9 protein-coding genes, 2 tRNA genes and 1 pseudogene are annotated in these 12,683 nt (G+C 63.7%); 6 read left to right on the forward strand and 6 right to left on the reverse strand.

The window, feature by feature from the left end; translation table 11 throughout:
• Positions 1–112 precede the first annotated feature (112 nt).
• Entirely contained in the window at positions 113–1,276 is a 1,164-nt protein-coding gene (locus tag ACG873_RS12670) for a cysteine desulfurase family protein (RefSeq protein WP_394892153.1), read from the reverse strand.
• 226 nt (positions 1,277–1,502) lie between these two features.
• On the opposite strand from ACG873_RS12670, the gene ACG873_RS12675 reads away from it, so the two are divergent.
• Both ACG873_RS12675 and ACG873_RS12680 read left to right on the forward strand, forming a co-directional pair.
• Positions 1,503–2,177: an alpha/beta hydrolase gene (locus tag ACG873_RS12675; protein ID WP_394892154.1), complete on the forward strand. Its 675-nt coding sequence runs from the start codon at positions 1,503–1,505 to the stop codon at positions 2,175–2,177.
• A gap of 154 nt (positions 2,178–2,331) precedes the next feature.
• A pseudogene (locus ACG873_RS12680) lies at positions 2,332–2,517 on the forward strand (YegP family protein); the annotation flags it as partial.
• A gap of 204 nt (positions 2,518–2,721) precedes the next feature.
• Here ACG873_RS12680 and ACG873_RS12685 read toward each other — a convergent pair.
• On the reverse strand, positions 2,722–3,849 hold the full coding sequence (locus ACG873_RS12685; protein WP_394893479.1) for an anhydro-N-acetylmuramic acid kinase: 1,128 nt from the start codon (positions 3,847–3,849) through the stop codon (positions 2,722–2,724).
• A gap of 106 nt (positions 3,850–3,955) precedes the next feature.
• Here ACG873_RS12685 and tyrS point away from each other — a divergent pair, with 106 nt between their 5' ends.
• Positions 3,956–5,209 (forward strand): tyrosine--tRNA ligase, encoded by a 1,254-nt coding sequence (tyrS, locus tag ACG873_RS12690; protein ID WP_394892156.1) that lies wholly within the window; start codon positions 3,956–3,958, stop codon positions 5,207–5,209.
• 156 nt (positions 5,210–5,365) lie between these two features.
• Here the strand turns inward: tyrS and ACG873_RS12695 are convergent, their stop codons facing one another.
• Positions 5,366–8,776: an AsmA-like C-terminal region-containing protein gene (locus tag ACG873_RS12695; protein WP_394892157.1), complete on the reverse strand. Its 3,411-nt coding sequence runs from the start codon at positions 8,774–8,776 to the stop codon at positions 5,366–5,368.
• A gap of 94 nt (positions 8,777–8,870) precedes the next feature.
• On the opposite strand from ACG873_RS12695, the gene ACG873_RS12700 reads away from it, so the two are divergent.
• Both ACG873_RS12700 and ACG873_RS12705 read left to right on the forward strand, forming a co-directional pair.
• Positions 8,871–9,338, forward strand: a complete 468-nt coding sequence (locus ACG873_RS12700) for a peroxiredoxin (protein WP_394892159.1) — start codon at positions 8,871–8,873, stop codon at positions 9,336–9,338.
• A 285-nt stretch (positions 9,339–9,623) separates the two neighbouring features.
• Positions 9,624–10,937 carry a M23 family metallopeptidase gene (locus tag ACG873_RS12705; protein WP_394892160.1) on the forward strand — a complete coding sequence of 438 codons (1,314 nt, stop codon included), beginning with the start codon at positions 9,624–9,626 and terminating at the stop codon, positions 10,935–10,937.
• Positions 10,938–11,088: 151 nt separating this feature from the next.
• On the opposite strand, the gene ACG873_RS12710 is transcribed toward ACG873_RS12705, so the two are convergent.
• Both ACG873_RS12710 and ACG873_RS12715 read right to left on the reverse strand, forming a co-directional pair.
• On the reverse strand, positions 11,089–11,247 hold the full coding sequence (locus ACG873_RS12710) for a hypothetical protein (protein ID WP_394892161.1): 159 nt from the start codon (positions 11,245–11,247) through the stop codon (positions 11,089–11,091).
• A 481-nt stretch (positions 11,248–11,728) separates the two neighbouring features.
• A tRNA-Asp gene (locus ACG873_RS12715) sits at positions 11,729–11,805 on the reverse strand.
• A 202-nt stretch (positions 11,806–12,007) separates the two neighbouring features.
• Between ACG873_RS12715 and ACG873_RS12720 the strand changes: the two genes are divergently transcribed.
• Positions 12,008–12,083, forward strand: a tRNA-Val gene (locus ACG873_RS12720).
• 255 nt (positions 12,084–12,338) lie between these two features.
• On the opposite strand, the gene ACG873_RS12725 is transcribed toward ACG873_RS12720, so the two are convergent.
• On the reverse strand, positions 12,339–12,542 hold the full coding sequence (locus ACG873_RS12725; RefSeq protein ID WP_394892163.1) for a hypothetical protein: 204 nt from the start codon (positions 12,540–12,542) through the stop codon (positions 12,339–12,341).
• Positions 12,543–12,683: the final 141 nt, after the last annotated feature.

Here is a 12,683-nt window from a genome sequence, read left to right on the forward strand (position 1 = left end):
TGGGACGGCGTAAGTTCAATATAGTGCGTCCTTCCGGGCATTTCACCCGCCGGGATCGCAAACCAGCGTCCCGAAAACACACCGCTCGTGGCCTTGCGGCCGTTTCCGCCGTTCAGGCGGCCCTGGTCCTGCCGGCGCGCCGCGCCAAAAGGTCGCTCAGCGCCGCTCCGAACCGCTCTATCTCGGCTGCCGTGGTCGTCTGCCCGATCGAAACGCGCAGCGCGCCTTCCGTATCGGCGTAGCCCATCGCTTTCAAGACATGGCTTGGCCCGACCCGTCCCGAAGAACATGCGGACCCGGCCGAAAGTGCCACCCCGGCGAGGTCGAAGGCGATCTGCGCCGTTTCGGCCTTGATGCCGGGAATGGCGAAGAACACCGTATTGGCCAGGCGCTCGGTGGTGCGCCCGAATATCTGCGCGTCGGGAGCGGCGGCCAGAACCAGATCCTCGATGCCGTCACGCATGGCGCGGACGGTATCGATGCGCCCGAGATTTTCCGCAGCATGCCGCGCCGCCGCGCCGAAGCCGACAATTCCCGGCAGGTTCTCGGTGCCGGCGCGGTGGCCCTTTTCTTGGCCGCCGCCGGCGATCAGAGGCTTAGGCATCATCAGGTCCGACGAGCCGATGATCGCGCCAACGCCTTTCGGCCCGCCGATCTTGTGCGATGAAAGTATGAGGAAATCGGCGCAACCAGCCGTAATATCGAGCGGAATCCGTCCCGCCGCCTGCACGGCATCGAGCACCAGGACACCGCCCGCTGCGTTCACCAGCGCCGCGATCCGGCCAAAAGGCTGCACCACGCCGGTCTCGTTGTTTGCGGCATGGACAGCGACCAGCGCCAGGCCTTCATTTCTGTCGTGGCCATGGAGCGCTGCCTCCAAGGCTGCCAGATCCATCACGCCCTGCGCGTCTACGCCGATCCGCGTCACGCGATCCGGGGCGAAGCTGCCGCCTGCCAGCAGGCAGGGATGGTCGGCTTCGCAGACATAGAGCCGCGACATGCGGATCGCGCCGCGTCCCATCCGCCAGTCGGGCGAAAGCAGCGTCGCCGCCGCTTCCGTTGCGCCGGAGGTGAAGACGACATGTTCGGCCTTGGCATTAACCAGCGCCGCAATGTCGCGCCGCGCCTCCTCGACAATCCTACGGGCAGCACGTCCCTCACTGTGGACCGATGACGGATTGGCCGCGACGTCGAGCGCGGCAAGCATCGCCGCGCGCGCCTCTGGCAGCAGCGGAGCGCTTGCATTGTAGTCGAGATAGGCGCGTGGTGCGGCCATTCCGCTCAATCTGTCCTATCAGCCTGCATTCGGCCGCGGCCGGACGTTATTTCCTTGAAATTCCAAGGCAAGCCGTCCTATTTACCCGCTTTGCCAAACGGGCGGCACCCGCCACCCAGTTTTGAACAATTCTAAACTAGCTTCTAGAAAGACGCCTGTCACGCGTCAAGGCCAGAGGAAGAATTGTTCCAGCCGGCATGCGTTTTTGTAGGAACTGGAGTCATTCATGCCTGAGGTCATTTTTACCGGTCCGGCGGGTCGCCTGGAAGGCCGTTATCAGCCGTCGACCGAGAAAAACGCGCCGATCGCGATAGTGCTCCACCCGCACCCGCAATTTGGCGGGACGATGAACAACAAGATCGTCTACGACCTCTTCTACATGTTCCAGAAGCGCAATTTCACGACATTGCGCTTCAATTTCCGCAGTATCGGTCGAAGCCAGGGCGAGTTCGACCACGGCACCGGCGAATTGTCGGATGCCGCGGCCGCTCTCGACTGGATCCAGTCGCTGCATCCGGATTCAAAGAGCTGCTGGGTTGCCGGCTATTCCTTCGGCGCCTGGATAGGCATGCAGCTCCTGATGCGCCGGCCGGAGATCGAGGGTTTTATTTCGGTCGCCCCGCAGCCCAACACCTATGACTTCTCCTTCCTGGCGCCCTGCCCCTCCTCCGGGCTGATCATCCATGGCGACGCCGACAAGGTCGCGCCGCCGAAAGATGTCCAGGCGCTGGTCGACAAGTTGCACACGCAAAAGGGCATCACGATCACCCAGAAGACGCTGCCCGGCGCCAACCATTTCTTCACCAACCAGACGGAGTTGCTGATCGAGGAATGCGCCGACTATCTCGACCGGCGTCTGGCGGGCGAATTGTCGGACCCGCGCCCGAAAAGACTGCGGTGATCTATAAGTTACTGCTAACAAAATCCCCTCATAAACTGTTCGATCTGCGCGCATCGCTTCGGTGGAAAGTCTAGCCTGTCACTCGACAGCCGACTTACTGCGTGGCAGCTTTTGGTTGTGACCGAATCACAATCTCACATGAGGGGATCAGCCCGTGAGCAAATTCGAAATCTACAAAGACAAAAAGGGTGAGACACGCTTCCGCTATCGCGCCGCCAATGGCGAGATCGTATTCAGTTCGGAAGGCTACAAGGCGAAAGCTTCGGCAACGAAGGCGATAGAATCGATCAAGAAGAACGCACCGACGGCAGTGGTCGAAGAAGCCGTTCCTGCCGCCAAGAAGGCGCCTGCCAAGGCTGCTAAGCCTGCGGCAAAAGCCAAGGCCGCTCCAGCCAAGGCGGCGAAGCCCGCCGCGAAAAAGGCTCCGGTTAAGGTTGTCGCCGCCAAGGCCCCGGCAGCGAAGGCAAAGCCGGCATCGAAGGCGAAGCCTGCCGCCAAATCAAAGGCTATGGCCGCCACCAAATAAGCGCTCCGGTCAGGCGGTTCAATCGGGCGTCGCGATCACACCGCCCGTCACAGCCTCGGTGCAGCCCGTCGTCGTCGGAAAGGTCAGCGGCAGGCCTTTCAGCGAGCGCACCGCGAGATAGGCCCAGGCTTCGGCCTCGGTCGCGTCGCCGTCGAGTCTCGCCTCCTCGGCGACGATCACTTGAGCTCCGTCCTTCTCCGCGCCCGAGCGGAGATCGCCAACGATGTGCGGGTTTTTTCGCCCGCCGCCGCAGACGATCCATAGTTTGGGTTTTGCCGGCAGATGCGCCACGGATTTCAGGATCGCCTCGGCCGAGACGGCGGCAAGCGTCCTGGCGCCGTCCGAAAGTTCCAGCCCGCGCGCAAGGTCGAGTGAAAAATCGTTGCGGTCGAGCGATTTAGGACCCGATTTCTCGAAGAACGGGTTTTCCAGGTAGCGTTCGACGATGGAGCGCACCACGCCGCCCTCGCTTGCGATTGTTCCGCCGGCGTCGAACGGCACGCCGCCCTCCCGGCTGACCCACTGGTCGATCAGCGTGTTGCCGGGACCGGTGTCGAAGGCCACCGGCGCGCCGGCCGCTGGAACATAAGTGATGTTTGAGATCCCGCCGATGTTGACGAACACGATCGGATACCTCCCGGCAAATGGTTCCGGCAGCGATCGCGCCAGCGCCGCGTGATAGGCGGGCACCAGCGGCGCGCCCTGCCCGCCATGCGCCGTGTCGTTGGCGCGCATGTCGTAGACCACGGGAATTCCGGTTTCGCGGGCAAGCAGCGCGCCGTCGCCAAGCTGCACCGTCAGGCCGGCCAGCGGCCGATGCAGCACTGTCTGGCCGTGAAAGGCGACAATGTCCGGCCTGCCCCAATGGCCAGCCTCAGTCTTCAAAAACGCTTCGACCGCTTGTGCGTGTCGCCGGCTGATCTCGGTTTCCAGTTCGTCGAGGCCGCCCGGCCGGTCCAGTCGGTCGACGATTGCCTTGGCTGTCTCCAGCCCGGCCTCGATGCGGCGGCGGAACGCTGCATCGTATGGCACCGACATCGACGGCCCGGTCTCGATAGCGTTTTCGCCGTCTGTCTTCATGATCGCCACGTCTATCCCATCCATGGACGTGCCGCTCATCAGGCCGATCGCGCAGAGGGGTGCCATCATTTTCGCCGCTGTTCTTGTGATTCCTCGGGCGTAGATGCTAAACGCGCGCCATCACTTTTGCCATGGCGGCGCGACCCGCCGCGATGTTCCCCGGGATAGAAAAATGTCCGCCTTCAAGTCCGACTTCCTGCGCACCATGTCCGAGCGCGGCTTCATCCACCAGACCTCGGACGATGCCAGTCTCGACAAGCTCTTCGCGACGGAAACGGTGACGGCCTATATCGGGTTCGATGCGACGGCCAAAAGCCTGCATGCAGGCTCGCTGATCCAGATCATGATGCTGCACTGGCTCCAGCAGACCGGCCACCGGCCGATCGCGCTGATGGGCGGCGGCACTTCGATGATCGGCGACCCTTCCTTCAAGGACGAGGCTCGCAAGCTGCTCACGCCTGCCGACATCGAGGACAATCTGGCCGGCATCCGCAGGAATTTCATGCCCTACCTGAATTTCGGCGACGGCCCCGGGGGCGCGCTGATGGTCAACAATGCCGACTGGCTGATGGAGATCAACTACGTCAATTTCCTGCGCGACGTCGGCCGGCATTTCTCGGTCAACCGCATGCTGGCCTTCGATTCGGTCAAGATGCGGCTCGACCGCGAGCAGTCGCTGTCCTTCCTCGAATTCAACTACATGATTTTGCAGGCTTACGACTTCGTCGAGCTCTACAAGCGCTTCGGCTGCCGCCTGCAGATGGGCGGCTCCGACCAGTGGGGCAACATCGTGAACGGCATCGACCTCGGTCGGCGTATGGAGGATGCGTCCCTCTTTGCGCTGACGTCGCCGCTTTTGACGACCTCGTCAGGGGCCAAGATGGGCAAGTCGGCGTCAGGCGCCGTCTGGCTCGATCCGGAGATGATGAGCGTCTATGACTTCTGGCAATACTGGCGCAACACCGAGGACGCCGATGTCGGCCGCTTCCTGAAGCTCTACACGACGCTGCCGATGGCCGAGATCGCGCGGCTTGAAGCGCTCGGCGGCTCCGAAATCAACGACGCCAAGAAGATTCTGGCGACTGAGATCACCGCGCTGCTGCATGGCCGTGCAGCGGCCGAGCAGGCAGGCGAAACCGCGCGCAAGACCTTCGAGGAAGGTGTCACCGCCGATACGCTGCCGACGGTCGAGATCGGCAGGCATACGCTGGAGGCGGGCGTCGGAATCCTGTCGCTGTTCGTGATGGCTGGGCTCGCCGCCTCGAACGGCGAAGCGCGCCGCCACATCCAGGGCGGCGCGGTGCGCCTCAACGACCAGCCCGTCGCCGACGAGCGGCGCATGGTGTCGCTTTCCGACGTCTCTTCCGACGGCGCGGTCAAGCTGTCACTCGGCAAGAAGAAGCATATCCTGGTGCGGCCGGTGTGAAGCGTTCGGTGCCTTGAGATCGGGTGATAACTCGCCCTGCCGAGTCATATGAAGTGGTTTTCGAGAACCGGAGCGGAGCGGACATTCAAGTCCGTGAGCACCGGAAGCGCAGAAAACTGCTTCAGATGGCCGGCAGGGTAGAGTTAGCGGGCGGTCTCACTGATACTCGAAGATCGAGCGAAAAATCCCCGGCGCGATGACCGATAGCGGGTTGATCTGGAGTTGCGGCGACTTGACCGGGCCTTCCAGCTTGTAGGTCACGCCGATCAGGCCGCGGTCGCGGCCATTACCCAAAATCACGCCGAACAGCGGAATCTCGCCGAAGATGCGGTTCAGGCCGTAGGCCGGCATGAACGTGCCGGTCATGTCCATGCGGTCGTTCTTGTCGTAGAGCGTTCCCTGGAAGGTCGTGCCGATCATCGGACCGCGCAGCACACCATTGTCTAGCCTGAGATAGCCGTTGCCCTTGTCGATTTGTGTGGCGCCACGCTCGAACTGCACCCGCGACGTGTCGATGTCCTTGCGCACGGCCTGGTTCAGGCTGCGGTCGCCGCCCGCCGGCGCGGTCGAGACGATCGAGGCAAGCTTGGGTTCGTTGACCACCCAGAAATTGGTCGCGTCGACGCGGCCCCGCATCGGCCCGGCGCCCTCGCCCGCAAGCGCGAGCCTGATCGCGCCGCCTTCCATGTGTTCATAGATGTTGAGGAAGCGCAGGATTGCGCCGGCGTCGGACGACTGCATCTTGAGAGAGCGCCGGCCGCCTTCCGACGCGTTCTCCACCGTCATCTTGCCGCCCGATCCCAACGCGGCGGCCACTGACAGGCCGTTCACCCTGGCGCCGGCTCCATTGTAGTCGAGCTTCACGTTAGACAGCCTCTCGCCATGAAAGCCTCCAAGGCTCGACACGTCGAGCTTCAGCGAAACCTGTCCCGACCCGCTCGATTTCATTGCCGTGGAGGCGTCCGAGGTGAATTGCTTGATCAGCGAACGCGCGTCGAACGATGCGCCCTCAACGGCAACGGAATAGCCCTTGCCGGTTCGCTGCACGCTGACGTCGACATCGTCGCCTCGATTGAGCTGGACCTTGTCGAACCTCGCGGAAGTCAGGCTGCCCTTCGCCAGCGTCACGTCGCCCTCTATCGCGAACGATTTGCCCGTGAGCTCGAAATCCGAGAGCTTCACGGTGTCTCCCGTCTTGTCGAGCGCGAAGCTTGCTTGCGCCGCCACCCCCGGCCCCTTGCTCCAGCCGGCCCAGGGAATGTCGAGCCTGGCATTCGTCAGGTCGGCCTTGACCTGCTGCGTTGTTCCCCGCGCTTCCAGTTCCACGCGCATAGGTCCCGAAACCAGCAGCGACAGCCCTGGCGCGAGCGCGTTGCGCGCTTTGTCGTCGAGAGTGAGCGTCACCTTGCGCTGGCGCTCGGGAGCGCCGGGCCGCAGCGGTTCGAGCAGCGCGATTTCCGCCTCCGCCCCATTGAGCCTGGCCTTGGCCGAAATGACCGCCTTGAACGGATCGACCGTGATCGTGCCGTCGGCATCGCTGACGGTCTGGCCGTTGAACGGCTTGGCAAGCGCGAGATCGGTATAGTCGAGCGCCACCAGCCAGCCGAGCTTGCTGCGGTCTATGCCCTTGTTCAGCGGTATGTCTGCCTTCACGTTGCCGGTGACCGTTCCGCTGAAATCGCCCGGCGCCAGTCCGACGAAGCGCATCGCATTTATTGGATCGTAGCTTGCCAGTTCGGTCATCGCGGCGGCGTCTCCGGCGACGTTTATATCGAGCGCGCCGATCACCGGCGGCCGGTTCGCCGCCTTGATCGTGAGCGTCCCACTGCTGGCCGCCACGCTTCGGCCGCTCGGCATGTAGACGGTGCCTGACGACAGCGAGATGTCGACATCGTTGCCGGCAAATTCGATCACGCCGTTGGCGTCGCGGACCGGCGGGATGAGCCCGGCCGTGTCGAACCGCGCGCCCTCGACGGCGAACCGGCCCGATACCTCTTCCGGCGACAGCGGAACGCCGTTGCCGAGCCGGCCGGGCAGCACGCGGAACTGTACCCGGCCTTCCGGAACCCTGCCGCCGAACACGTGCTGAAGCACCCAGAGCCGGGCCTTCCCAGCAGCGAGCCACGGCCACAATTGCTTCACATGCGATACCTGCATGTCGTTCACCGTGAAGGCCACCGCGAAACCTGGCGCCTTGCCAGCGGCAAACTCGACCGCAGCGGAGCCGAGCGCCTCGCCCTGCCCGCTGCTGATCGCTACCTTTTCGGCGACGAGCCGGTTGCTGCCAACGGCATAGATCCCGCTTATTTGCGCTATGATGTCGAGCGCCGGCTCCGGCGAATCGCCTGGCGCCAGCGTGGCCCTGTTGGTGCTGACAAGTTCGTAGCGATAGGCCGGCTCGTCGCCGGCTTCGTCGCTCGGCGGCTTCGGTCCGACCGCGCCGTTGAAGTCGAAATTGTTGCGTCCGCTGGCTAGGTGGAGCCGATTGATCTCGATCTTGCCGGAACCGGCGACAAGCATCGCGTCGACCGACGCACTGCCGGTGAAGACGCCGCGCGCGCCGAGATCGAGCGCTGATTCGTGCAGCGTCATGGCCGCGGCCAGCCGCGCCGGCTCGGCGCCTATTCCCTCTTGTCCGGAAAGTTTCAAGTCGATCGCGCCGAGGTGGTTCGCCCCTTGGCTCGCCTGGTCGCCAGGCGCAGCCGGCTCCGGAGTCGCGGCGGCCAGTTCGAGGTCGAGCACGCTGATGCGCCGCGATATCGGGTCGCGCACCGCCGAACCGTCTAGCGTTACGGAGCGGCCGTCGACCTCGGTCGCCGCGGAAAACGTCAGCTTTCCAGGGCCGGAGGCCGCGAGCGTCGCGTTGACGATCCGGACGACCCTGACCCGGCCGTCCTCGGGCAGGACCACTTCCACATTCTCCAGGTGGATGCGGTCGGTCGATCCCGGCCGAACAGCATCGAGCGCGCGATGGACGCGGTCGAATACCACCTCGACGACCCGGTTTGGATCGAGCAGGCCCTCGCCATTGCGCAGCACGTTCGTCCAGTCGACGCCGTCGGAATCGGGCATCGAAGCGGCCATGATGCGGGCATCGGAAATCGATGCGCTCCCGAGTCTCACATTGCCGGAAAGCAGCGGCAGGAAGCGAACGCCGAACCGTATGGCGCCGGCGTCGATCATCGGCGCGCCGTCTTCTCTCTTCTTCAGGCTGACGTCGCGCACTTCGAGCGCCACGAGGCTGGAGCCGTCGAGCGACAAATGGGCCGGGCCGATCGCCGCGTCGATATCGATGCCGGCTACGGCGCTGATCGCCTTTTCGGCTTCCGCGCGCAGCCTCTCCGATCCGAAGCCCGACACGCCCGCCACGTAAAGCAAGCCTGCAACAAGCCCGAGAAAAGTGACGGCGACCGCGAAGCTGACAACAACAACATTGGCCGCGCGCCACATCAGCCGCGGACGCGCCGGCCCGAGATCCTGCCCTTCAGCCGATGGGAAAGCGCCGAGATCGACGATCTCGTCGCGCCTGAAGCGAATCTTCTCGTGCGTCTGTAACTCGTGATCCACCCGATATCCTGCGTTGAATTTCCCTCGTGGACGAATCCGCCAAGGATACTATAACCCTGCCTGCTCGCATGTTGTAGAAAACAAGGGCTTCGAGATGACTGAACTTGCGCCGGGACAGGACGCACCACAGTTCGAATTGCCCCGCGATGGCGGCGGAGCGCTGACGCTTTCGGCCCTTCGGGGCAAAGCCGTCGTCCTCTATTTCTACCCCAAGGACGATACCAGCGGCTGCACGGCCGAAGCGATCGATTTTTCCGCCCTGAAGTCCGATTTCGAAAAGGCCGGCGCGATCATCATCGGCATTTCACCGGATAACGCGAAGAAACATGACAAATTCAAGGCCAAGTACGGCCTGACGATCGACCTCGCCGCCGATGAGGAGCGCCAAGCGATCGACGCCTACGGCGTCTGGGCCGAGAAAAGCATGTATGGCCGCAAATATATGGGCGTCGAGCGCACGACCTTCCTCATCGATCGTGACGGCAAGATCGCCCGCGTCTGGCGCAAGGTGAAGGTGCCCGGCCATGCCGCGGAAGTACTTGAAGCGGTGCAGGCGCTCTAACCCTCTCGGAACCGTTTCCTCCCTGGCAGCGTTTGCATCCCGAACGATCAGCGCGGGAGAAATGCATGTTGCGCGGCGTATTGCTCTGGATGCTCGGCATCCCGATACCGATCATCATTCTGCTCTTGCTCTTCGTGGACTAAGGGACGCCGCCGCACAATTTGCGGATGAATACCGTCTCACGGCAGCAACAGAGCCCTGCCACTTAGTGGCGGGCATTTTTTGCGCCGACGGTCCCTCGCCTCCGCGCATCCCGTGTCAGGCAAAGCTTTGTTAACCCTAATAATGTGTAATCGCCGCATTGTGGGCTGGGGTTGGGAAGTCGTGGCAAAATCCGGTCAGGCGGCGGTTTTCGGCAGGCGTAAGGAACCGCATACGATCATCATCGCGCGCGGCGACGAGATCAGGCACTTCACCATACGTCCCTGGGTCGCCGCCTTTCTCGGCTCGGCTCTGGCCGCGATCGCCGTCGGCTACCTGCTCGCAACCTCCTACCTCGTGCTGCGCGACGATCTGATCGGGGCGGCCACCGCCCGTCAGGCGCGCGTGCAGCAGGCCTATGAGGACCGGATCTCGGCGCTACGCGCGCAGGTCGACCGCATCACCAGCCGCCAGCTGCTCGATCAGCAACTGATGGAAACCAAGGTCAGCGAACTTCTCCACCGCCAGTCGCAACTGACCCAGCGCCACGGCCGGCTGGAACCCATTCTCGACCGCGCCACCGCCGCTCCGCAGCTGCCTGCAACAGTTCCGGCGCCCGCCGCCAAGCCCGAGATCCGCGCCGGCCTGACAGCAGCTGAGAGCCCCTTCGATCTCGCCGGTATGGCCCCGGCCGCCGCGAAGCCCTTCTCTTTCTGGTCCACCCGCAACGCCTCGCGGCGGCCTGACGAAACGTCCGCCGACCAGGCCGACCGGCTGTTCATCGCCATCAACCAGTCGCTGCGTTCGATCGAGACCGAGCAACTCGCCCGCATCACCACGCTCGCCGACAGCGCCTACCAGACGGCGGATGCGATCTCGGACGCGCTGGAATCGGCAGGGCTTCCGGTCGATGGCGATTTCGGCAAAGACGGCGTCGGCGGGCCGCTGGTCGCGGTCGGTAATCCGATCGGCTTTGAGACCAAGGTTCAGGAGCTCGACGAAGCGCTCGATCTGCTTGACCGCATGAAGAAGGAAGCGCTGCGGCTGCCGATCGCCAATCCCGCGCCGGGCCGTTCGATTTCCAGCACGTTCGGTGTGCGCAAGGATCCTCTGCTCGGCATGCCTGCGCATCATTCGGGCATGGATTTCCGCGCACCCGTTGGAGCGCCCGCCAGGGCGAGTGCGGCCGGCAAGGTCGTCAAGGCCGGCTGGAACGGCGGCTACGGCCGCATGGTCGAGATCGAGCACACCGGCGGCTTCACCACGCGCTACGCGCATCTGAGCAAGATCGGCGTCAAGGAAGGCCAGGCAGTCAGCCGCGGCGAGGAGATCGGCAAGGTTGGCAGCAGCGGCCGCTCGACCGGCCCACATCTCCATTACGAGATCCGCCGCAATGGCGATGCGATCGATCCGTTGCGTTTCCTGAAAGCCGGCAAGAAGGTCAGCAACTACCTTTAGAGCCCAGCGCGTCCCTTAGGACACTCTAGACTTTGAACCGACGCAAACCGATTCTGGTTTTCGGGGTCAGCGCGAGATCGCGATTGCGGCTCCCCACGAACTGTAATCAGCCATATGTACCGCCGTCCGCGCCGTAACGGAGCCGTCCGGCTCAGCGTCCGGGCAGCGGAGGAAGCGCGATGCCGTAGCAATAGCCGGCGTCGTCCATTCTCGGATTGCACGGCCTGCCCGCCACCTGCGTCGTTGGCGACTGGCAACCGGAAATGGCGACCACGGCGGTCAATAGCGTCAGGACAAGCACGCGTGGCATGTTGTGGCTCCCTCGAACTGCCCGCCATTCCTAGCATGGCCGGCGCGTTCGTTACAGCCCTGGCCTAAACCGGGGATTGAGCAAAAAATGCGCTTGCGGCGAAGACCCGGCGATCTTCCGCATCTGCCGGCGACGCCTGTACGTCTCCCGGCGGCGGCACACGCCAAATTTATGTGAGCTATCCAAGGTGATTGGACAGGGCCGCGCCTCTGGTGTCTGCTGTCAAAGAGGGAGGAGACCCCATGTCGATCAGTTTCACCGAGATCATTCTTGCCGCATCGCTTTTGGGGCTCGCGGTCGGATTCGCTGTTTTATGACGCAAGCGAGCGAATAGCCCTCTCGCCGTCGCGACGAGGCCCGCAAGGTCTGGTGCCAGCGTCTGAAGGCGAAGAAATGAGGTCCGAAAAAGCAAAAAAGACTTTGACAGCCGGTCTGGCGTTCAAAGTCTTTCAGCAGTCAGTACAGCTAAGTACCTGATAAATGGCGCGAGTGACGGGGCTCGAACCCGCGACCTCCGGCGTGACAGGCCGGCACTCTAACCGACTGAGCTACACCCGCGCACTGGCGCCGCGAGAACTGCGCGGCGTCGTTGGGCGTGGGATTAAGGGGTTCGGGAAGGCCTGTCAAGCGCTGCGACGGCTCATTACCGGCATTCGGCGCAGGCTTTTGCAAAGCCCGCCGAAACGCCGCCTTCGCCGCCGAAAACGCAGCGATTTGTCCTTGCAGAGAACAGGCGAACCGCTTAAACGTCCGCCGCATCGGGCGATTAGCTCAGTTGGTAGAGCGCTTCGTTTACACCGAAGATGTCGGCGGTTCGAGCCCGTCATCGCCCACCATTTCTCCCGGCGCCAACGGTTCGCACCGGCCCTTGCCTTGCGGGGAACCGCCCCTTGCGTCGCAAGACATGGCGTCGCGACAGATCGGCTGACGAGCGCGCTGCGAGTTCCGCCTGGCGGCTCGTTCCGGTCTTGTCGAAGATGTCCTTAAGCCTGGTGTGTGCGGTTTCGAAGGAAATGCTCTCGGCGGCGGCGGCGGCTCGCGAAGCGCCTCGCCCGTGCCAATCCGCGCGCCGGGCCGCGCCTCCGACAGGATCAGCCCGAAAACCGTGCACAGCATCTCCGCGCCCGCCTGCTTGCCCTGGGCTGATCGACATCGTCGATCGCAAGCACGACACGCGCAAGCCCGAGAAAAATCGTGCGCCGCGCCCGCGACCGGGAGGCCGGATTGACGGCATGAAGGCCGCCATTGCGGACGTCGAGGCGGTCGCCCAGCAAGCGCATGAACGCCGCGTTCATGTGGAGCACCTGCCGGAAGGCGTCAAAAGCGCGGGCGCTTCGCCATGGCTGAAAGTTTCGCGACTAGGCGGTTCATGAAGTCCAGTTCGCCGTCCGAATAGGGGGCCTGCCCACGGCGCGGCACCGGCCGGCTGATCTACG

It is taken from the genome of Allomesorhizobium aridi, from assembly GCF_043769475.1.
Lineage (GTDB): Bacteria > Pseudomonadota > Alphaproteobacteria > Rhizobiales > Rhizobiaceae > Allomesorhizobium.